The following is a 23,877-nucleotide window of genomic DNA, read 5'->3' on the forward strand; positions in this document are numbered from 1 at the left end:
CTGTAAATTTAATCAGTTAGCAGGGAAAAAATAAATGAGAATATCATCTGTCAGATCGCGCCAGTTTCCCCAGGAGTGACCCTGGTGAACTTCTTTAAACTGGTATTGACACGTGTTTCTGTTGAGGATGGTTTTCATTTTCTCAGCACCTTCCTGCGTATCATTAATGGTGCCGGTTGTAAGGAAGATCTTTACAAGAGGGCTCGCAGGATTATCGCACAATGTATAGATCTCGGGTTTAAACCAAAATGCCGGAGATTGAATTCCTGCCATCCCGAATAGCTCCGGCTTGGAAAAGGCAAAGTATGCGGCAGTTAATCCTCCCATAGAAGTGCCCATGATCGCGCGCTCCTTGGGGTCTTTCGAGATAGGATATAGCTTCTCGACTTTCGGAATCAACTCAGTTGTGACAAAAGAACGATAACGTTCATTCATGGCAAGCTCCTGCATTCTCCGGTTGTTCGAACGATTAACGGGTTCACGATGATCGATGAATACTACAATGACCGGTTTTATTTTCCGGGCATGAATCAGGTTATCCAGTATAGCCGGCATGTTGCCCATCTGTTCATGTATATACTCGTATCCATCGGTAACATAGAGTACCGGATACACCATGTTCGCTGCAGTATATCCGGGAGGAGTATAAATGCTATAGGTTGCCTGATAGCCAAGTTGCTCGCTGTTGATGAGTATATCTTTGGTGAGCTTTCCATGTGGTATTCCCTCGGAGAATTGCGTAATAGTCTCGGGCTTCCACTGAGGCATGCGAAGTTCGGAGTTAGGGCTTCCGCCTCCCACGCCCGACCATTGTTGATGCGGATTGACAGGATCGAGCAGCCAGTTTGTTTCGTTCACCACAATTTTATAATCAAGCCTTGCATCTGCAGGGAAAGATGTTTTCAGTAGCCACAGCGTTGTACCCGGTATTCGCGATCCTTTATTTTTAAATTTCTTATCATATCCCCAGCCATTGAAGTCGCCCATCCACGCCACGGTGTTGGCTTCTCCTCGATAGAGAAATGCCACCGAGTCTCCTGTAGTAAAAGGAATCTGCTGAGCTTCTGCCAGCGCAGTCCATTGTTTTTCCGCTTCCGCGGGAGAAGTATAAAATGAAAGAATGGTTTTTGTGAAAAGCGTATAGTCCTGCCCCAGGCAATAGCCCGACAGGAAGATCAGGAATCCGGAAAGAATATACCTGGTCATGCGCGTACCAGGTCATCTTTATCTTCAACAAACCGTACGCAGAATGCAGCGATCAAGAGAAATATACCCGCCATAACGATACTATAGATGGCATGAGATCCATAAATATATTTAACAATCGGACCGCCAATGATACCGTTCACAATCTGGGGAAGCGTAATAAAGAAATTGAATACACCCATATATATACCCATTTTATAGGGTGGGATAGATCCCGCCAGAATTGCATATGGCATGGCGAGTATACTTGCCCAGGCAAAGCCTACACCAATCATAGAAAAGATAAGCAGATCCGGATCGTGAATAAAGTAAATGGAGATCAGTCCCAGCCCTCCGGCAGTGAGCGAGAATGCGTGCGTTAGTTTCCTTCCAAATTTGTAAGCTATAGCCGGAAGGAACAGCGCATATATAGCCGATACACCGTTATATATCCCGAATAACCCACTAACCCAGTTGCCTGCATCCTGATACGTTTCGGAGGAATTATCTTGCAAGGGTAATCCATATACATGTGTTGCGATAGCGGACGTACTAAAGACCCACATGGAGAACAAAGCAAACCAGGAGAAGAATTGAACGAGCCCGAGTTGCTTCATGGTCTTGGGCATGCCTGCAAAATCGGATATAATTTGACTCAATCCTTTTTTAGAAGATCCTTTGAGGTGTTCTTCTTTTAGATATTCATCGGGAGGAAACTCTTTTGTCGTAATCACGGTCCATAGTATAGCGATGAGAAAGGTTACCGCTCCAATATAAAATGAGAGCGTAACGTTGTATGGAACTTCACCGGATGCCGCCATTTTCTCAACACCAAAAAACTCAGCAAAAATATAGGGAAGCCATGAGCCGAGCACAGCACCGAGCCCGATCAAAAAAGTCTGTATAGAAAAACCGAGTGTCCGTTGATCCGAAGGAAGCAGATCAGCAACCAGCGCACGGAACGGTTCCATTGCTACATTGAATGAAGCATCCATGATCATGAGAATACCGGCACCCACATATAGCGGAGACAACAGGTGCACGAGTATATCTGCGTTCGGCATGAACATCAATGCTATAGATGCAAATATAGCGCCTGCCAGAAAGTAAGGCCTTCTGCGGCCGAGTGAAGTCCAGGTGCGATCACTATAATAACCGATGATAGGCTGTATGATCATTCCGGTTAACGGTGCGGCTAACCAGAACCAGGAAAGATGTTCAACATCAGCTCCGAAAATTCCAAGGATACGGGAGGCATTACCATTTTGAAGTGCAAAGCCGAATTGTATTCCGAAAAAGCCAAAACTCATATTCCAGATTTGCCAAAACGACAAACGTGGTCTGTGCAGAGAAGCAGGAGTACTCATGGAAGTAGATTAGATTCAATCGATTGTTGGTCTGCTAAAGTCAATAAAATCTGACGCATTTGCCAATTTTATTAACCTTAGCAGGAGGGATCATTCCAGGATTACCAACGGATCGTGATTTGGCCCGGAAGATATTCTGTTTCGAAGCTGTGCACGTTTTCCTGGGGAGCCGGTTCCGGATCGAAGAATGGATCAAACTTCTCCAATCCCATAAAAAACTGATTGATATCGTTGATGAGCGCAAGTGGACTTCCGTTGACATCAACCTGTGCAGGACTTCCTTCAAGTCCGTGCAGAACAACTTTTAATTTACGAAGCGGAGATATATAGCTTCCTTCGGTGGCACCCAGGATGAGCATTCGCTCGTGGGCGATATACTCCAGTTGACGTTTTGCATATTCACCCTGTTGATAGCGGAACGTACCGCCATCATCTTCATAAAACAGGAATGATGAACTCTGCTTGCCAGTATATATATGGAGGATGAGTTGATCGTTGCCTTCTTTGGTACTGGCCAGAACAGGCTTCATCGGAATGAGCGCACCGCTTTTAACAAACACGGGAAGGCGCTGTACCGGGCACTCAACAACATTTTCAGTATGCCCGCTATATTTTTGTCCGTTATAAAGTGAATACCATTCACCTTCAGGTAAATATACCTTTACAAAATCTTTGGTGCTTTCTGCCGGTGCTACTAAAATGGAGGGCCCTAACAGATATTGATTATGGAATTGTCCATCATAGATTTTCCAGTCATGTGTATAGTCAATGGCCAGTGAACGTTGCACCGGCATACCTGTAACACTTGCATCATAAAATAACGAGTATAGATAGGGCAAGAGCTGATAGCGGAATTTTATATAGTTGCGCGAGATCTGCTCCACTTCTTCTCCATAGGCCCACGGTTCAGAATCGCGACTGTTGATCATCGAGTGTCCGCGGAAGAAAGGAGACAGGGCTCCTATAGAAATCCAGCGGGCAAAAAGTTTTGAATTCGCATCGCCAACAAATCCGCCAACATCATAGCCTGCGAACGCTATACCACTTAGTCCCATGCTGTTCACAAGGCGAACTCCCAGCAGCATGTGTTCATCATAGGCAACGTTATCACCTGTCCAGACAGCAGAATATCGTTGAACGCCAGCATAGCCTGAGCGTGTTAAGTTGAAAGGACGTTTACCTTTTAACAAAGCTTTCGCAGCTTCATACGTGCTGCGCGCCATTTGCATTCCATATATATTCCGGCCTGTACGCATCGATGCTTTATTACCTTCGAAGTCGAGCTCTATATTTTCCGGAATCATTTGTCCCCAGGTAGCAATCTCATTCATGTCATTCCAAAAACCCTCAACGCCAATACTTACATAGTCATTGAACTGCTTCTGCCACCAGAGCCTCGTTTTAGGATTTGTGAAGTCAGGGAAGTGACACCAGCCTGGCCACACTTGTCCGGTATAGTTAGTACCATCCTGGTATTTGATGAATACATCTTCGCGCATACCTTTTTCATAGGTATCATATCCTTCTTCAACCTTAATTCCCGGGTCGCACATTACTACAACATGAAATCCCATTTGCTGAAGTTGCGCCAGTAATTCTTTTGGATCAGAGAAATCGCGTTTGCTCCAGGTGAATATTTTATACTGATCCATATAGTGTATATCAAACACAATGGTATCTGCAGGTATATCTTTTTCACGGAAGGTACGCGCGAGGTTTAAGACTTCTTTATCCGGATAATAACTATAGCGGCATTGCTGATACCCTATACTCCACAGCGGAGGCATCTCCATTCTTCCCGTAAGGTGCGTATACTGCTGAATAATTTCGCCCACAGTGCTTCCATGCATGAAGTAATAGTTCATTTCACCGGCATCTGCAGAGAAGCTTGCAAAGCGATTGTTGGAAGCTCCGAAGTTAAAGAATGACTTATGCGAGTTGTCGAAAAAAATACCGTAAGCCAGTCCGTTGTGTACCCCTATATAGAATGGTATAGAACAATATAGTGGATCGGAGCCCGGGCTATAGGCAAAGCTATCGGTGTTCCAGTTCTGATAACCATTTCCCTTGCGGTCGAGCGGTCCTGTTTTTTCTCCAAGACCTATAAAGCGCTCGCCTGTTTGTAATTTCTTATAGGTTGTTACCTGCTCGCCATTCCAGCTTGTACCAAATGCAGAGTCATCTTCATTGATAGGTTGATTGTCCAAGGTATAAAAACCAAAGCGCACCGCCTTCTTGGTGATACGAAGTAATACTTTACTCGTTTTGATTTCAAGTACATCTTCCAATTCATCGATGGTAGGCTGAAAAGCGGGAGTTGCTATTACTGCGTATGAAAAATCTTCGAACGCCTCAGCTTGCGTTGTACTGATGCGTACGATTCCTTCGGTATAAAACTCAACGCGAAACTTCCCATAGGTGGTTTGTCCCAAAATTGCGTTGTTATCTTTTTCCCAACGGATGAGTGTTCCTAAACTTTTACTGAGAGGTGTGTTAATTTTTCGTGGCATGTTGTATAAACCTTAATAATCACTTCAATTAAAATTAATTAAGAACACTTAACCTAAGAAATCAGGATACTAAAAACAGAAATCGATTGCGGCAACTGGTTAGAATTTAAACAACGGATTGAAATAGAAAAGTCTTGAGCAAAGGACGACCCTTCACTCAAGACTTTCTTATGAAATGGAAAGATTACTTCTTACCTTTTTTCAACGATGAGTCACGGATAATAAGGCGTGTCTTCAACAACTTCGTTTCAGGAACAGGTTCAGAATTGTCTTTTGATTTTACTTCAATCTGACGGATAAGAAGTTTAGCGGCTTCTTGTCCCATTTCAAATCCAGGTTGATCAACAGAAGTCAACGGTGGCTCTAACAGTGCACCGAAAAACCAGTTACTGAAACCGACCACAGCTATATCTTGAGGAATTTTTAAGCCAGCTTCTTTGATCGCTTGCATAGCACCCATCGCGGCAGGGTCATTCGTAGCGAAGATCGCATCGGGACGATTGTCCATTTTCAGTAGGGCCTCCGTTGCAGACTTACCTTCTTCGATCGTACCCAGCGGGCAAGACATAATGATATCTTTATTAACAGGTATATTACTTTCGTTCAAAGCTTCTATATATCCTTCAAGACGTTGCTTGGTGATACCCAGATTAGGAGGCCCTTCCAAATGAGCTATTCGGGTACATCCTTGCTCTATCAAATGAAGTGTAGCTTCTTTCGCGCCACTCAGGTCATCCACCACTACTTTGCTGGAAGTAGGCGTGTCATAAACGCGATCGAAAAATACCATTGGTACACCTTTGGCTAATGTAGCATCGATGTGCTCAAATGTACTTGTCTCACGTGACAGCGATATAAGCATACCATCCACACGGCTATTAAACAGTGCTTTGATGTCAGTCTTCTCGCGTAGCAAAGACTCGTTTGATTGTGTAATGATTACGTTGTACCCTGCACTATACGCTACATCTTCTATACCGCTGATAACAGTAGAGAAGAAGAAGTGTACAATTTCAGGGATGATGACACCAAGTGTGTTTGTTTTACTCTGCCGTAAACTAAGTGCCACAATGTTCGGAGTGTAGTTTAGTTTTTCAGCCAGTTCGTTAACAGCTTTCTTCGTTTCGGGACTGATATCTGGGTGATCTTTCAATGCCCGGGAAACGGTAGAGGGGGAGATGCCCAGCTCGCGGGCAATATCCTTAATGGTGACCTGATTATACTTCATAATGCAAGTTTACAAACTATCGGTTTAATCTTCGCAACGTTTGCACAACTTTTTTCGCAACTTCGCAAACGAGTGCGACCACGATTACGAATCCGATTTCAGGTGTTTTTGCCTAACATTTTGAATTTTCGAACCCTTTTTGTGGTATCCACAGTGGAATCAAATAGGCATTCGGTATATCAAAAGATGAAATTAATAAACTTTTGCCAACAGGCTTATATTTTAAGAGTGACAACGAATACCAGGCAAGCAACGAGTCGGAAAAATATATAGAAATAGAATTCCCCCGCAGGTTTTATCTGCGAAGGATATACTTTCTGTGGTATACACTGTTAAATGAGTTTACTTGCTGTTAATTCCCTGGTCTTTAAGCGATCTGTAGATCTGGTAACGTACCTCACTTTTAGTTTGCTCTTCTTTATATACATCCTCGCACCAGAAGAATACCTTTAAGAGAAAATCATTGTCTTTAACACTTTCAACTAACACAGCAGGTTCGCGTTTTTTCAAAACACAATCTGTGTTCTTGATCACTTCCTTAATCTGCTGGATGACATCATCCTCATTCTTTTCCGGAAGTGTAATCGTAATGTTAAAATCCAGACGTTTATAGGTATTGCCCAGTGTCCAGTTGACGATGTGCTGCGAAAGAACATCACCATTGGGAATGATTACATCGGCACCATCCGTAGTCACCAATGTACTCGAACGGAGTCCGATTTCTTTTACACGTCCTGCATGGCTGCCAACTTCAACCGAGTCACCAACTTTTAAAGGACGGTCGAAAATCAGAATTATACCTGACACGAAATTGTTAACAATGTTCTGCAATCCTAAACCTATACCAACACCAAGCGCTCCAAGTACAATTGTAATTTTATCAACAGGTAGTCCGGATGCAGACACGGCTAGCAAGTATCCTGCGCCAAGCAATACCAGTTTGGTCATCAGTAATCGCGAGCGATGTGCAAGCCCTTCACCTTCATCGTCACCTATATCTCCCAGAAAGTATCCTATATATCGTTGCAGGAAATGTGCTACCCATATAATTAGGAAGAAGAGTAAAATGCTGCCCACCGTAAACGAAGTATTGCCTATATGTTGTTGCGCGTTAAGGATATCACTCACGCCTTTGAATAAGGTATCATATATATTCAGGTTCGCTGAAAACACAACGATCCAGATCAGTAATACAATCCCCAGCAATGGTCTGCGGAAATTCTGCACAATAGGAGCGGGGTCAAACACATTGACAAGCGATTGCTGCAAGCGACTTGTGTGGATCTGCAACAATACTGCTTCCACCAGAATTTTAACCATCGCTGATAGTCCTATAACCTGCGTAAGTCCAAATACAGAAGTCATGCTCAGCATATTGGCAAGCGTCAACCGGCCACTGATGTTGGCGAAGATTGCGAGCACATTCATTACGATCAGCAAGATCAATACCACCCGAATAAAACGTGCTAGCTGATGATCGCGAGGAAGCGCTTTCCTGAAAAGCAACGCCAGGGCTACTGCTACTACATTCAGTATAATAATGAAGAGACGTTGAAGCAGCGAGGGAATTAATATATGGTTGGTAAAGCTAAAGACTATAAACAGCGCTGCTATACCAAGCCAGTAATAAAACAGTCTGCGCGACCACTGCTTACGGTATAAAGATGTTAACGTAATGATCAGCAGGAATTGTACAAATTGTGTATAGGCAGCCGGAGCATGTAAGTCAAATAAAGGTGCCATGCTGAATACAACCGCCAATGCCGAAAGTATAGGGTGCTCTACCAGGTATGTTATACCATAGGGTTTCACGGAATCTAATTTATCTTTTCGTTTTAATATGCGCAGGTTTCGCATTACCCACCACAGAAAAGCTATGCCTACAAGCCAACGGACAAAACGATTTTCGGAAGAGTTGCTATAGTAAAACGTTAAGGCCTTCTGTTCTTCTTTAAATACAGCCGCGAGACTTTCACGTGAAGTTGAAGGCACTGGTTTTTCCCACAGGTAATTCAATTCCTTCTCAAAAACTTTTTTGCCTGCCATGCTCAACCGCGTATTCAATTGATTCATCAGCTGAGCCGACAAGATTGAACCCGCTGACGCTTGCGTTTTAAATTTATGAAGGGTGGTAAGGCTGTTTGTCAAAAGACTATCGGTATATCTTCTCCGGCTACGAAGACCTTTTAGTTGAGGTATAAATTTCTTCCGCGATACACTATCTCTGAAAAGTTTTCGCAGTACAGAATCTTTGCGCAGTCCTGTAATCTCCAAGCGTAACTTACTCAAGCGTGCATCCGAAGCCTTGAAGCTTTCATTATACTTATGCAAGTCCTGTTGTGCGTTCTCCAATAGAATTTTTAAGATCTCCAGGTTTCGAAGGTTCAAGGTCTGTTCATATTTGATCAAACTTTGATCTACAAAATGAATGATTGAATCACTCTCTGTTAGTCGCAGTCCAATCAGCATAATTTCCGGACTAAGCTTGCTTACATTTTGTACCGAATCAATTTTCTGATACGCCATCTCCAGATGCAGCATATACTCGGCAGCCGTTGCTGTAGCGGAGTCTGAAAATAAAGTGAGCGATTGGTTCCGGTCTTTCCGCCATTTGCTACGTTGTGCAAAAGTCAACGAAGTTGTAAACACAGAAACGACTACCAGAGCAATGGTTACGAGAGTGTAATGTTTTAGCCTGTTCATGCCAATTTTCATAGCAGCCAGAAGGCCGCCAGCAGTTAAGTATGGCGCAAAATACAAAAGAGGCGTTACTGCAAAACAGAAATTGAATCAAGCTCGCTATATCTCCGGTATTGCGCTCTCATCATATAGGCAACATCGATACTTCTCAGACGCTTTTCATGCGCTATACTTGAATGAAATACAGTCTTTTATACCCTGTAGCACAGAAGATACTTCCATTCTTTTGGTACCATTGAATGCGTAAATTTTTCAGTTAAAAGGCAGAGAAAATTATAAATCAAACACTACGCCAATAGCTTTTATTTCCGAATGAAAATAAACTACTGCTTAAAGATTATCATTTGCTGGCTATAGGAGTCTCACAGACACATGTAAGGTAACATGCAAATATAGCAATGAGCGTGTCCCTTCTTCACCCGCACAAGGGCCAACCCGCAGGGTCAGGCTGTCCGCTACAAGTCCTCGCCTTGCCACAATCCACCGCAGCTCCGGGCTTTCCACTGCCATCCTTCACGTAAACCTATTTTACCTCGAGGCTGCTTGTAAAAATTATATTGCCGAATCTAGCACCGTAAATTCTAAAGTATATATGCTTTAGAACAGAGACAGCTGAAACTGCGAACTTGTCCTCGCTGATGATTTTATGGAATACCCAAGTCTGCTAAGATTCCGAACGTGATATACTCTTGTCTCTTCGTAACGTGAAGCGATGATGATTTCCGTTTTGCCTGCTTTCTTTGAGAATAAATCCTGAACTAGCTCAGGGCGATTGTTATCGTGCGAGAGATGAGACAACAGCAAGTGGCTCATGAAGGCCGGTTTATGTTTGAGAAAAATCTGCAGCGCCTGTTTATTTGATAAATGTCCTCTGCCTCCGCGGATGCGATTCTTCAAATGGTATGGATACCTCCCGGTGTTTAGTAACTCTTCATCATAGTTAGCTTCCAGGAATGCAGCGTTGCATTGGTTGAAGTGGCTCGTTACATGTTCACAGGCTATACCTATATCTGTAAACACACCAATCTTAACCGAGTTGCCCGCAACGATAAAGCTATGCGGATCGCAGGCATCATGAAACTTCGGGAATGCGGTTATGGTGAGGTTGCCAATTTTTATCGGCTCATAGGCAGTGAATGAATTTACCAGCTGTTCGTTAATTTTCAAACCACCGTTTTGCAGCGTGGCACTGGTTATATATACCGGGAGCTGATGTTTCTTAGAGAGCGTGTTTATTCCCGAAATGTGATCAGTATGTTCATGCGATACAAAGATCGCTTTTACCTTTCGCATATTGAGTCCAAGCCGATCCATGCGCTTCTCTGTCTCACGGCAGGAAATGCCGGCATCTACCAACACAGCCTCATCGTGATTGCCGATGTAATAGCAATTACCGTTACTTCCTGAGTTTAATGAGGCGATGAACAAAGACATAGTGTGCGAAAGTACACGTTATTCGCTAATAGCAAACTGCATTTTTTCAATCAAATATTCGTATAGCCTGTAAGAAGGTGTAACTAAAAAGAATTAATGCATCACGTTAAATGATTCCTTTAACTGGCTCGGTACATAGCCGAAATGTTTTTTGAACGCTTTCGAAAAATTATAGGGTTCACTGTAGCCGAGCGTATAGGCTACTTCGAATATTGTACACGAGGTGTTGAGGAGCATTTGCCGGGCGTAGTTCATTTTAAGATCGATCAGGTATTCAAACACAGTCGTTCCGAAAAGTGATTTAAACCCTCGCTTCAATTTAAATTCATTCAGGCCGGTTGCCTTCGAGATCTGCGATAGTGAAATAGGTTCGAGCATATGCTGGTATACAAAATGCCGGGCAGCCTGAAGTTTTTCAATATCCTGTGGTTTAAGCGGCGATGCTCTTTTGCCATTTAATTTTTCCGCTTGCTCTGCCTGCAGTAAAAACAATTCGAGAATCTTGGATTCATAAAAAAGCTTTTTCATGTCACCCGTAAAAGCGCAATGCTGCATATCAAGGATCACCATTTTCTGGCGCGCAGTAATGGGCATTGGATGTGCTGTCAGGTCAACAGAATTTCCGGCCAGGGCTTTATCCCAAAAACGCTTTAAACTTTCACTGTCGGTGAGTATAAGTTTTTGAAAAAAAGAGGACGGTATATTAATTCCAAAGCTTCTTACTTTCGGACCACTAACCGCATAATATCCATCAAAAGATGGTTCATATGAAATGGTGTGCTGGTTGTCAGTTAAAAAATATTGCTTGCCGGTATTCTCTTCATGACTGCTGCTCGCGCCTTCCAGAGAAAAGTACATATGCAGATAGGGGACTTGTTTCGACTCGCGATATATAGCTTCGCGCTCCTGATAAGACGTTCCCCAAAAAACATTAATCCCATCGAATGTGCTCATCAAAATCTCCGAGCTACTGGCATTGTTTCCACACAAACTTATGTACTGATCTATAACAGGCGTTGTTTCATCCATGGCAGTTCGATTGATGTTTAAAAATAACAGGGAAGCCTGAAGAAGCTCCTTAAAACTATCGAATATTTTCAAGTTACAGCAAGGTCTCTCATAAAAGTAATTTATCCGTTTTGCAGGGAGTAAAATCCGTTTTGCATGGATCGGAAAAAATGGTTTTGTCCAACCTTTGCATGAATAACAATTCATAGCGCATGACAACAATATCAAAAGAAAGCAACATTGAATCGCTGGGTGCATATATAGAGGAATATATAGCAAACTCATGGTTGCCATTGCTGGAAGATCATCGTGCAATGCTGGAGCAAAAGTTTCAGACCATTGGTGATGAAGCTTATGGTATATACCTCGATCTGTTATTCAAAGCAATCCATGAGCAATTCGCTGCCTGCGACTTTCGTGTTCATCCCAAGTTACCCGGTAATTTTTCGATTTCACGAGAGTGGAGTGACAAGGAAGAAAATGATCAGCAACGGTGGATGTGGAGCACGGTACGATCTTTCATGGGCATTGATATTGGGACTGTGGTTGTTAAAGTATTTCACGATCATACAGCCTTTCGTATACCCAGAAGGCCAGCAATAATTACGTTGTCTGTGTCAAAGAAGACTGATATAGTATGGGCGCTTAGCGGCCTTTCACCTTCTTTCAAAGAAGCGGTTGAAGCAAAAGTTGAAATCGCGAAGTATTTAGCATCTCAAACGAATAATAAAAAGACATGATTCCGGATATTGAAGTATTTAAAACCAGTGTAGATATAGTTTCAGAAGCAGATCGGATCACCAGGTTAATCGTGGAAGCTTATCCGTCCTATAAAGTAACGTTTGACTTACAAGACTGCGATAGAGTGCTACGGGTTGAAAATATATATGGACCGGTAGAACGTGATGCAGTGCATTACCTGGTAACAACTGTAGGGTACCATTGTGAGGTCTTGCAAGATTAATGACTGTCGCACCCTATGCCTGGGTTAGAAGGAACACATCCTGGGTTACCGGCAAATTTACGAGTTCCACTATCGGATTTACATCCTTAAAGTCCTTCCTTCTTCGGGACTTCGGATATACTAAATCCCGCTCCAGCGTTTGAAATCATGGAAAATTAAAAGTGGCAACAAGTTTGCATATACCATGATATATTTAAAACTCATTCCCATGAAACCTATTTTTGTAATTTTCTTTTTGCTGGTAGTTCTTTCATCTTCGGCTTTTGTTGTTGTCTATAATTACTGGAAAGACATTGTGGAAGCCAATCCTGCAATCTTTGCTGTTGGATTGATGAGTATAGTTGTTACCGGAGTTGGTGGAATGATGTATATCATCATATCACGCCCGGAAATGGAGGCTTCAAGAAATTATACTATGAATAAGTAATTGTTTTTAAGGGGTTTATATTTAGAAGTGAAAGGCTGTCTCAACTATGAGACAGCTTTTTTATTGGCCTCACCCTAAGTCCCTCTCCTTTGGAGAGGGACTTTTTAGGCAAGGGTGATGATTATTTTAATTCTAATACCAGCATATATTTTTGTGGTATACTGAGTGTAGCCTGTACGTTGTGTATTATGTCTGTAGCTACTTCTCGTCCCTGCTTAAAATCTTTGATGCGTTCTGCGAATCGTTTGGTATCGATGGTCATGGGTTTCTCCTGGGTATTCATCACACACATAACCGTTTGATTGTCGTCATACCGGAAGTATACATATACACCATCTTCAGGAACATATTGCATCATCTTACCCGTCTTGATAGCTGATGAGTTCTTCCGGAAGTTTGCAAGCTTCTTCGTCCACTCGAACGCTTCGTTTTCTTTTTCAGTCCGTCCTTCCTTGGTAAACTTGTTCACTTTATCACCTGGCCATCCTCCCGGGAAGTCAAGTCGTACCCATCCATCCGGATTTGATATACCTTTCATCAACACCTCCGTCCCATAATACATCTGCGGAATTCCACGGCAGGTGAGGAGCCAGGCCAATCCCATTTTATATTTGCTGAGATCTTCATTCACTACAGAGTAAAATCTACTCATATCATGATTGTCGAGGAAGTTTACATTTCTCATGGCATCTTCGTATACAAAATCGCTTGCCAGCGTCTGGTATAATTTGTTTACGCCATTCGTCCATCCAAAGGGCTCATTCACAGCATTCATAATGCCATATAGATTCGTCTGGAAGTCCGTTACACCCGGAAGATTACTTTTGAACGGAGTACTAAATGTATTACGGGCAAAGTATGCTTGTGCAGCAACACCATGCACCCACGTTTCACCGAATAAAGAGATGTTTGGATACTCATCCAGTAACGCCTGGTTACAATGATTCATAAAATCGAGATCATTATATATGTAGGTATCAATGCGCCAGCCATCTATAGAGAATTCTTCTACACTCCAGAGCGCGTGCTGGATCAGGAAGTTTGCAACGTATGGGTTATGCTGATTCAGGTCAGGCATGAACCGCGTGAACCATCCGTCACTCATTCGCCTCTGATCATCTTTGGATGCATGAATATCCATCAGAGGCTGATCTTTATAGGTGGTGTTGGTATAGCTCGGCCACTCATGAAGCCAATCGCTTGTTGGTTTGTCCTGTGCAAAAAAATGATATAGCCCTACATGATTATATACCGCGTCTTGTATCAGCTTCATATTTCGTTTGTGGAGTTCATCACTTAATTTTTTATATAGTTCAGCTCCACCGTGACGAGGATCAACCTTATAGTGATTGGTTATAGCATAACCATGTTCTGTACGATCCGGCATATCATTCTCTAGTACCGGTGTAAGCCACAGGGTAGTAACACCGAGGTCTTGCAGGTAATCAAGATGATTAATCAAACCTTGTAAGTCGCCACCATGACGATGAAATATTGAATCACGGTTTAAGGATTGATCGCGCATACCTTTTACTTTATCGTTTAACGGATTGCCATTACTAAAACGATCGGGCATGGCCAGGTATATAAAGTCAGAAGAAGTAACACCTTGCGCGAATACCTTGTCTTTATCTCGTGACTTCAGTGGCCAGTTTACCTTTTGAGTTTTCTTGCCGGATTTGAAAGTAATGATCGCATTTCCCGGAACAGCATCGGAACTGATCGCAATGTCGATCGCCAGGTACTTTCCATTTTCAAGTCTGTGTACGTTGGAAATTGAAATGCCCTGATGTTGAATCGAAACATCGCTCTTGCCTAACTGAGGATCCGTTGCTTTAATAAGCAGTTGTAGTGTATTGTTCTTCATGCCTGTCCACCAATGAGGTGGGTATACTTCAATAGACTGTGCACGAAGTATGGGGGGGTAAATGCAGAGCAATACCAGGAATAAAAGGTGTATGGATTTCATTAAAAAGCGGGTCTTTTAATCTGATTGAGGCGATAAAAGTCGATTTACAAAAATTCAAAAACCGATGTTTCAGCCCTAGATTTATTGAAGATTTAATTTTTGGAAACGATTGCGAAACCGATTCCGATTAATTTTTGTTGTCTTTTTGCGAGTTAAATGAGAAATATCTTGCTATCTTGATAATTGATTTCAATCGTGTGCATTAGAGCGAATGAATGACGTGAGGAATCAATCAGTTTTTTAACCCAAACCAAAAACGTATGACAAAATTTTATCTGTATGTAAGCAGGTATCTTACGGTTCTACTTTTTCTGATCACCACAGTGGCATGGTCACAGAGTACCGTAACAGGCAAAGTAACTTCCGCTGATGATGGATCAGGACTTCCGGGAGTTAACATTATTGAGAAGGGAACGAGTAACGGAACCGTTACAGATGTGGATGGTAATTTTAGTATTACAGTCCCAGGGACAGCTACACTTGTATTTTCATTTGTAGGGTATGTGTCACAGGAAGTAGCTGTGAATGGACGATCAAGTTTTAATGTGTCACTCGGATCTGATGTGACAGCACTCTCTGAAGTGGTTGTAATTGGTTATGGTCAAATAGAAAAGAAAGATGCAACAGGAGCCCTTGTCTCCTTGAAGCCTGGTGATTTCAATGCTGGTGTTATTAACTCACCCGAGCAATTGATTCAAGGTAGAGCAGCCGGTGTACAAATCACTTCTGCAAGTGGTGAGCCGGGTGCTGGTATCAATATTCGTATTCGCGGTACATCTTCAGTGCGAGGAGGTAACAACCCATTGTTTGTTGTTGATGGAGTACCGCTTAGTGGTGACGATGTAACGGCTGGTGGTTCAGGCGCAGGTCTGGGAAGTAGTTCAGCACGTAACCCGCTAAACTTTCTTAACCCGAATGATATAGCAAGTATAGATATATTGAAAGATGCATCTGCTACTGCTATATATGGTTCAAGGGGTGCCAACGGTGTTGTGATCATCACAACGAAGACGGGCAAAGGAGCTTCATCTGCACTTGATTATTCATACAATTTAAGCTTCGGTAAAATTACCAAGAAGTATGACTTGCTGGATCGTGAAGGATTCTTGTCAGCATATGAAAAATTTAATGGAGCAGCTGCAGTGCCTACAGTTGATGGTGGTACTGAAACAGATTGGCAAGATCAGATTTTGAGAACAGCAGTTACACATAATCATAACCTTTCTTTTGGTGCTGGCGATAAAACCAGTAATTACAGACTATCCCTTGGATATATGGATCAGGAAGGTATCGTGCGTATATCAGGTTTGAAAAGATATACTGCCCGATTCAACGGATCAAAAAGCTTTATTAACGATCGTCTGAAAGTAGCCTCCCAGTTGACATTAGCGAAGACACTTGATAACGGTGCACCGGTTACAGATAACTCTGGTTTCGAAGGAGATTTGATTGGCTCTGCACTAAAGGCAAATCCAACTTTCCCAGTGAAGAATCCGGATGGTAGTTTCTACCAGATCAGTAACAACGAGCCTAACCCGGCCGCTATCTTGGCATACTCGAAAGACTATACGAATACAATAAGAGGTCTTGGTAATATTTCTGCCGAACTTCAGATTGTAAAGGGTTTATCGTTTAAGACCGTAATTGGGTTTGATAAATCTATATCATCCAGAAAAACTGCATTCTCAAAAGATCTGGCAGTAACAGGTATCAAAGATAAAGGAAGACTATATCTGAACGATATCGAAACCGATAATACACTTTGGGAAAACTATTTTACGTACGACAACGAGTTTGGTAAAGCAAAACTGAATGCGATCGTAGGGTATTCATATCAGAGTTTCCAGAAATCTACACGGTCTGCACAGTATACAAACTTCAGAACAAACAACCTGGATCAAATGATCAACAACCTTGCATCTGCTGATCAAACTGCAGGCAAAGTTTCAGCGGCAGGCGGAAACTCCTCTAATGTAACGGATGAGCTTCAGTCATTCTTCGGCCGTGCTAACCTGACCTTTAGTGAGAAGTATATAATTACAGCAACGTTACGTGCTGATGGTTCAACAAAGTTCGGTGGTGATAACAAATATGGATACTTCCCATCTGCAGCTGTTAAATGGAGAATTGTTGACGAAGGATTTGTTCCTGAGTTATTCTCTGATTTGAATCTGCGTGTTGGTTATGGTATCACCGGTAATCAGGAAATTCCACACAATCTATACCAGGAGCGCCAGCGCTATAATGATTGGAATATTACCAACGAAGGGAACATGGATGGTGGTGCGATAAGTGGTGTTGCCTTTCAGAATCCTGAATTGAAATGGGAATCTACTTCACAGATCAATGCCGGTATTGACTATGGATTTTTAGAAAACCGGATCCGTGGATCTATCGATTACTACTATAAGACTACCAAGGATCTGTTGATTCAGGTAACCAGCGCACAACCTGCCGTGCAGCCATTTGTTTGGAAAAATCTCGATGCAGAAGTTATCAATAAAGGGCTTGAACTTTCATTGGAATTCGATGCGGTGTCTCAAACAAATTTCAGCTGGACTGTCAATGGTAACGTAGCGTTCAACAAGAACGAAGTGCGAAATTTTAATGGTCTTATTAACACCGGTAGAATTAATGGTCAGGGATTGTCAGAAGCCTATGCACAACGTATAGCCGGAGGACAACCTTTATACGCTTTCTATCTCCGTCCTTTTATAGGATTTGATGAAAACGGTCTGCAGGAGTATAGAAACGATTCAGATGTTCAGGAGTTTACAGGTGACAGCCCGCTTCCTAAGACAATTGCTGGTTTGACAAACAATTTGAAGTTTAAATCAGTAGATCTGAGTTTCTTCTTCTCTGGTCAGTTCGGACACAAAATATATAATAATACGGCGAACGCATTCTTTACCGCAGGTGCATTGGCCAGCGGTAGAAATACTACAACAGATGTAGTGAATAGTGGCGAGACGCGCGTAAGTTCTCCAGACGTTTCTACGCGCTTCCTGGAAAATGGATCGTTTGTAAGATTGCAAAATGTAACCCTGGGATATAATGTAAAAACAGATAATACATTTATATCATCACTTCGACTCTTTGTTACTGGACAGAACCTTTTTGTTATAACCGATTACTCCGGTCAGGATCCTGAAGTGAACACAAACAAATCTATTGATGGTGTCCCTTCTGCGGGTATAGACTATACATCTTATCCACGGGCAAGGGTATTTACATTTGGTGTAAATGTTTCTTTTAAATAAAAATTTATGACTTACGATAAATTTTCAAAACACTTTTTATTAGGTAGCCTCAGTGTGCTGCTTACTTTTTCGGCGTGTACGAATCTTGAAACAGACGAAGTTGATTCTATAGTGATAGATGGTTCCGGAGGAACAACAGCAGGAAATCCTACAGAGATTCTCGCAGGTACCTATAGCGATTTGAGCGCATTTACCGATCAGGCCGGTGTATATGCCCTCTACGAGCACACTACAGATGAAATGATACCACCAACCCGTGGAACCGATTGGGGAGACAATGGTGTATGGAGACAGCTATATCAACATACCTGGGATCCAACGCATACCTATGTTGTAAATGCATGGAACCAGTTGAACCAGCGTGCCTATAAATGTAATCAGGTACTCGCTTCAAATCCTTCAGCACAGGAAGCTGCTGAAGCCAAGTTTTTGAGGGCATTTTTTACATGGCATGTAATGGACCTTTATGGTAAAGTTCCCTTCAGAGAAGTAGGAGAAGGTGTAGATGTGAATCCGAAAGTTTTGAAGCGTGCAGAAGCATTTGCGTTTGTCATTAAGGACCTTGAAGAAGCTCTTCCAAACTTGCCAAGCCCTGCACCATCATCGGAGAACTCAAAAGCATCGAAGGCAGCAGCCTACACCATGCTGGCGAGACTATATTTGAATAAAGCAGTATATATGGCAGCGAATCCTGAAGGACCGTATACATTTGATAACGCTGATATGGATAAGGTTATCGAGTATGCTGATCAAGTAGCAGCGTTGGGATATGGATTGGAAGATCAATACTTTGTGAACTTCAGTACTGCAGCTCAAAAGGAAATCATTTTTACCAGCCCAACCGGTACACCTGAAAACAGATATAGAATGACGTTGCACTATAACAACAATCCGGATGGATGGAATGGTTTTGCAACATTAGCCGACTTCTATGCAACCTTTGAAGAGGATGATATTAGAAGAGGTATACCTGCAGCGCCTAACGGAACTCAATACTCAGGTTTAGGAAGAGGATTCCTGGTAGGACAGCAGTATAAAGATGATGGTTCGATCATCATAAACGCAAGAAATAGCCAGCCGCTTGCCTTTACACCAGAAGTTCCGCTGTCGGGTGCTTCAACAGAAGCAGGTATCCGCGTAATCAAATACCATCCGAAGGATAAAGGCAAGTATATATTTCTGCGCTATGCAGATGTATACTTAATGAAAGTTGAAGCTCTTTTCAGAAAGGGAGAAACAGCAACGGCGCTGGAATTGATGAACGATTTGAGAACACTTCGCGGAGCTTCTGCACTGGGCTCACTGACAGAATCAGATTTACTCGCTGAAAGAGGAAGAGAGCTCTATTGGGAAGGATTAAGGAGAGCTGATCAAATTCGTTTCGGCACATTCAATACCACCTGGCAGGATAAAAACAATACTGAATCTTTTCGTGTACTGTATCCTATTCCACAACAAGCGCTGGATTCCAATCCAAACCTGAAGCAGAACAAGGGATACCCTGGATATGTAGGCGAATAATTTTCATTTAACAATCTACTTTATGAGAAGACTTATAGAAAAAATAAATATTAAATATTCATTAGCACTTATTGCCATTGTAGGCGTGTCGCTGCTGCAGGCTTGTGAAGAAGAAGATGCTACTATCGGTAGTCCGATGGTCACTTCATTTACACCAACAGCTGGCGGTCCTGTCGGAACATTTGTTACCGTCTCGGGTAAATACTTCAGTACAACCAAACCTACAACGGTGAAATTCAACGGTGTTGAAGCAGAGACGCTGGAAGTTTCTCCAACATCAATCCAGGCAATTGTACCAGCAGGTGCAACGAGCGGACAAATTTCTGTAGAAGTGGAGGGCTATACAGGTACATCAACATCTGCTTTTGCAGTTACATCCGGTACTCCGGCTCCAGTAATTTTGAGCTTTAGCCCAACAACTGGAAATGGAGTGGATGATGTATCGGTGACAATCAAAGGTGTAAACTTCAGTACAACAGCAGCACAAAACATCGTGAAGTTTAATGGTGTATTGGCAGCAGCGCCAACAAGTGCATCTGCCAGATCATTAACCGTGAAGGTGCCTGCAGGTGTAACGACAGGAAAGATCACTGTAGAAGTACAAGGTGCTCCAAGCATAGCAACATCACCTGCTGACTTCACAGCGGTTAGCCCAACAGTTGCGAGCTTTACTCCCAAGTCGAGCATCGTGGGGTCTACGGTTGTTATCACCGGTACAAACTTCAGCCCTACAGCAGCGAACAATGTAGTGAAGTTCAATGGTGTTAATGCCACGGTTTCACAAGCTACTGCCACTTCCTTAACAGTTATCGTTCCTGCAGGAGCGACAACGGGAAAAGTATCGGTGACGGTAGATGAAAAAACTGGGACATCAACAGATAATTTTACAGTCAATTAGCATCGATCAATAGATGTATTTCTAATTTTGAAGAAGGCAAGGAGTTTTACTTGCCTTCTTTTTTTATTTTTCAGTCGTGATATATAATCTAAGCATGCATCGATTTTTTTGGCTGATCCTTGTGCTGACCGTACTGGCATGCAGCAAACCGGACGATAGACCTACGGCTACAAAGCCTACTCTCTTCAAACGACTTACATCCGCGGAAACCGGAATTGCTTTTGAGAATACACTTGTACTAAAAGAAGATTTCGATGTATTCCGCTATCGTAATTATTACAATGGAGGCGGTGTCGGCATTGGAGATTTCAACAATGACGGGCTTGCAGATGTATATATGACTTCCAACATGGGCGACAATAAACTGTTTCTCAACAAAGGTAATTGGAAGTTTGAAGACATTACTGCCAAGGCTGGCGTTAAAGGAGTCAAGGTGTGGTCTACCGGAGTGAGCATTACCGATGTAAATGCGGATGGACTGCTCGATATATATGTGTGTAATGCCGGTGATGTAAGTGGAGGTAAACGTGAGAACGAGCTATATATCAATAACGGTAACTTAACCTTTACCGACAAAGCAGAAGAGTATGGTTTGGCGGATAAGGGATTTTCTACGCACGCAGCTTTTTTTGATTATGATAAAGATGGCGACCTCGACTGCTATGTACTGAATAACTCCTATAGACCTGTATCAACTTTGGGATATCGCAATCTTCGTCACGAGCGCGATCCGTTGGGCGGTCACAGGCTATATCGAAACGACAATGGACATTTTACAGATGTAAGTGAGTTCGCGGGTATCTACGGAAGTGTCATTGGTTTTGGACTGGGAGTAACCGTAGGAGATGTAAATCAGGATAACTGGCCCGACTTATATATATCAAATGACTTTTATGAACGTGATTACCTGTATATAAATAACCATGACGGCACCTTTAGGGAATCACTGGAAAGCTACATGGGGCATATCAGTATGTTTTCCATGGGGGCAGATTTGGCTGATCTGAATAACGATGGCTATCCGGAGATCTTCTCAACCGATATGTACCCGGAAGACGACTATCGCCTAAAGACTATATCTGCATTCGAAACCTATGATGTATACCAGCTTCGACTGAAGAATGGATACTACCATCAGTTTATGCGCAACATGTTGCAGTTGAATAACCAGGACGGAACGTTCAGCGAGATCAGCGAAATGGCCGGTGTAGCGGCTACCGACTGGAGCTGGGGAGCGTTAATTGCTGATTTTAATAACGATCTGTATAAAGAGATCTATGTCTGCAATGGTATATATAAAGATGTTACCAACCAGGATTTTGTAGAGTTCCTGGGAAGCAGTGAACAGATGCGTGCTGCTATGGAAGGTAAGAAAATTGACTTTAAAGATTTTGTAGAGAAAATGCCTTCGGTAAAACTGAGTAACTATATGTTTACGCGGTCTTCCGACCTGCAATATAAAAACGTGGCGAGTGACTGGGGGCTTGATGAACCAAGTTTTTCCAATGGTGCAGCCTATGGTGATCTTGATAATGATGGCGACCTTGATCTTGTTGTTAATAATGTTAATCAAGAAGCATTTATATACCGTAATCAATCACGCGAACAGAACAAAACGCATTTCATCGCCTTTACTTTTAAAGGCACCGGTGGAAATGTTTTTGGACTGGGTGCAAATGTAAAGGTATACGTTAAGGACCAGATCGTGATGAGTGATAACATGCCCATCCGCGGTTTTCAATCCAGTATGGATTATAAAATGATTTTAGGATTGGGCGATCATACGCAGGTTGATAGCCTGGTAATTACATGGCCGGATGCGAAAGTGGAGATCAGAAAAGCAGTAAAGGCAGATCAATCTATAGCTATAGACTATGCGCAGGCCGTAACCATTGATTATCGTAAAAAGACAAGCACACCTCTTTTGAAGGAAGTAGCCTATAATGAAATCAGGCATGAGGAGAATGACTACAATGAATTTGATCACAATCGTCTTCAATATAGCATGCTCTCCACACAAGGACCTGCCTTTGCAAAGGCAGATCTTAATAATGACGGACTGGATGATTTTTATATGGGCGGCTCGGTTGGAAATCCTGGCAGACTATATATTCAAAAGCAGGGAAATAAATTTAGTTCCTTCGCCAATGAATTGTTTGATGCCGATTCACTGAGTGAAGATGTTGATGCCGTTTTCTTTGATGCAGATAATGACAAAGATCTCGATCTATACATCGTTACCGGGGGATCTGAATATTCAACACAGTCTCAGCCTAACATCGACAGACTCTATGAAAACAAAGGTCTGAAAAATGGTATACCTGTATTTGAGAAAACAGTGAATCGTATACCGACATTATATCAGAGCGGAAGTTGTGTTCGCCCTGCCGATATCGACAATGATGGTGATCTTGATTTGTTTGTAGGCACGCGTGTGATGTCTTCATACTATGGGTTGCCTTGCGATCAGTTCCTGCTTGTAAATGATGGCAAAGGCAATTTTACAGAAGCACCTGCCACACTCGCTCCGGAGTTTAAAAGACTGGGCATGGTAACAGATGCATATTGGTTCAACTATAACAATGACACGTTCCCTGATTTGCTGGTGGTAGGCGAGTGGATGCCGGTAACTATATTTCAGAATGATGGAAAGCAGTTAAAGAAACTGACCGTTGTAAAAGGACTTGAGCAATCAGAAGGATGGTGGAATCGTATCCATGCCGCTGACCTGGATCAGGATGGTGACGAAGATTTTATCATTGGAAACCAGGGCCTCAACTCGAAGTTCAAACCGTCTGCTGAAAAACCGGTAACGCTATATGTAAATGATTTTGACCAGAATGGTTCAGTTGAACCGGTGTTTGTGATAATAAAAAATGGTAAGGAGTATCCTGTGGCATTGCGCCAGGATATCATCAAGCAGATGAGCTCCCTGAAAAAGAAATTCGTATACTATAAAGACTACGCAGATAAAACAGTCAACGATCTGTTCGAGCCTAAATTGCTGGAACGTGCCACCATGTTGAAGTTCTATCAGGCTCAAACGGCTGTGATACTAAACAACGGCTCCAATGGTTTTCAGTTTAAACCATTGCCCGTGCAGGCACAAGTGTCGCCCGTATACAGTATAGAAACCATGGACGTAAACAATGATCAGAAGCTGGATATTATACTTGGCGGAAATTTCTTTGCTATCAAACCTGAGCTCGGTAGGTATGATGCATTGCATGGACTTGTATTGACCAATGATGGTAAAGCAAATTTTACTCCGTTGAATTCATTGCAATCAGGAGTAAAGATTGAGGGAGAAGTTCGACACATTCACGCCCTGAACAGTAAAGGGAAAAAGGTCGTGGCCTTTATCAGGAACAACGACACTATCAAATTTTTCAACGTACGATAAGTT

General features: G+C 42.5%; 15 protein-coding genes. 7 read left to right on the forward strand and 8 right to left on the reverse strand.

Translation table 11 applies throughout. The features are described 5' to 3' along the window. Positions 1 to 12: 12 nt before the first annotated feature. From B5Y40_RS09890 to B5Y40_RS09920, 7 genes are all read right to left on the reverse strand, one after another. A complete protein-coding gene (locus B5Y40_RS09890; RefSeq protein WP_079686509.1) occupies positions 13 to 1,206 on the reverse strand; it encodes an alpha/beta hydrolase-fold protein in 1,194 nt (397 codons plus the stop codon). Next, positions 1,203 to 2,552, reverse strand: coding sequence for an MFS transporter (locus B5Y40_RS09895; RefSeq protein WP_079686510.1), 1,350 nt, complete (start codon positions 2,550 to 2,552; stop codon positions 1,203 to 1,205). Before B5Y40_RS09895 ends, B5Y40_RS09890 begins: the two co-directional genes overlap by 4 nt. A 101-nt stretch (positions 2,553 to 2,653) precedes the next feature. Continuing rightward, entirely contained in the window at positions 2,654 to 5,062 is a 2,409-nt protein-coding gene (locus B5Y40_RS09900; protein ID WP_079686511.1) for a glycoside hydrolase family 31 protein, read from the reverse strand. Between the two features lie 184 nt (positions 5,063 to 5,246). Further along, positions 5,247 to 6,290: a LacI family DNA-binding transcriptional regulator gene (locus tag B5Y40_RS09905; protein WP_079686512.1), complete on the reverse strand. Its 1,044-nt coding sequence runs from the start codon at positions 6,288 to 6,290 to the stop codon at positions 5,247 to 5,249. 342 nt (positions 6,291 to 6,632) lie between these two features. Next, complete coding sequence (locus tag B5Y40_RS09910) at positions 6,633 to 8,993, reverse strand: mechanosensitive ion channel domain-containing protein (protein ID WP_159453647.1); 2,361 nt, start codon at positions 8,991 to 8,993, stop codon at positions 6,633 to 6,635. 594 nt (positions 8,994 to 9,587) lie between these two features. Next, positions 9,588 to 10,424, reverse strand: coding sequence for an MBL fold metallo-hydrolase (locus B5Y40_RS09915; protein ID WP_079686514.1), 837 nt, complete (start codon positions 10,422 to 10,424; stop codon positions 9,588 to 9,590). 93 nt (positions 10,425 to 10,517) lie between these two features. Further along, complete coding sequence (locus B5Y40_RS09920; protein ID WP_159453648.1) at positions 10,518 to 11,453, reverse strand: helix-turn-helix transcriptional regulator; 936 nt, start codon at positions 11,451 to 11,453, stop codon at positions 10,518 to 10,520. Positions 11,454 to 11,644: 191 nt separating this feature from the next. Here B5Y40_RS09920 and B5Y40_RS09925 point away from each other — a divergent pair, with 191 nt between their 5' ends. The 3 genes from B5Y40_RS09925 to B5Y40_RS09935 all read left to right on the forward strand — a co-directional run bounded on the left by B5Y40_RS09925 (position 11,645) and on the right by B5Y40_RS09935 (position 12,823). After that, positions 11,645 to 12,172 (forward strand): DUF6022 family protein, encoded by a 528-nt coding sequence (locus B5Y40_RS09925; RefSeq protein ID WP_159453649.1) that lies wholly within the window; start codon positions 11,645 to 11,647, stop codon positions 12,170 to 12,172. After that, a complete protein-coding gene (locus B5Y40_RS09930) occupies positions 12,169 to 12,396 on the forward strand; it encodes a hypothetical protein (RefSeq protein WP_079686517.1) in 228 nt (75 codons plus the stop codon). The genes B5Y40_RS09925 and B5Y40_RS09930 overlap by 4 nt, the downstream gene beginning before the upstream one ends. Positions 12,397 to 12,604: 208 nt before the next feature. Continuing rightward, a complete protein-coding gene (locus B5Y40_RS09935) occupies positions 12,605 to 12,823 on the forward strand; it encodes a hypothetical protein (protein ID WP_143785681.1) in 219 nt (72 codons plus the stop codon). Between the two features lie 121 nt (positions 12,824 to 12,944). Here the strand turns inward: B5Y40_RS09935 and B5Y40_RS09940 are convergent, their stop codons facing one another. Beyond that, a complete protein-coding gene (locus tag B5Y40_RS09940) occupies positions 12,945 to 14,792 on the reverse strand; it encodes a glycoside hydrolase family 13 protein (protein ID WP_079686519.1) in 1,848 nt (615 codons plus the stop codon). 260 nt (positions 14,793 to 15,052) lie between these two features. On the opposite strand from B5Y40_RS09940, the gene B5Y40_RS09945 reads away from it, so the two are divergent. From B5Y40_RS09945 to B5Y40_RS09960, 4 genes are all read left to right on the forward strand, one after another. Then, a complete protein-coding gene (locus B5Y40_RS09945; protein ID WP_079686520.1) occupies positions 15,053 to 18,052 on the forward strand; it encodes a SusC/RagA family TonB-linked outer membrane protein in 3,000 nt (999 codons plus the stop codon). 6 nt (positions 18,053 to 18,058) lie between these two features. Next, positions 18,059 to 19,573, forward strand: coding sequence for a RagB/SusD family nutrient uptake outer membrane protein (locus tag B5Y40_RS09950; RefSeq protein WP_079686521.1), 1,515 nt, complete (start codon positions 18,059 to 18,061; stop codon positions 19,571 to 19,573). Positions 19,574 to 19,595: 22 nt separating this feature from the next. Beyond that, entirely contained in the window at positions 19,596 to 20,471 is an 876-nt protein-coding gene (locus tag B5Y40_RS09955) for an IPT/TIG domain-containing protein (protein WP_079686522.1), read from the forward strand. A 94-nt stretch (positions 20,472 to 20,565) separates the two neighbouring features. Continuing rightward, positions 20,566 to 23,874, forward strand: a complete 3,309-nt coding sequence (locus tag B5Y40_RS09960) for a VCBS repeat-containing protein (RefSeq protein ID WP_079686523.1) — start codon at positions 20,566 to 20,568, stop codon at positions 23,872 to 23,874. The last annotated feature ends 3 nt before the right edge of the window (positions 23,875 to 23,877 follow it).

The organism is Ohtaekwangia koreensis, from assembly GCF_900167975.1.
In the GTDB taxonomy this organism is placed as follows: Bacteria; Bacteroidota; Bacteroidia; order Cytophagales; family Cyclobacteriaceae; genus Ohtaekwangia; species Ohtaekwangia koreensis.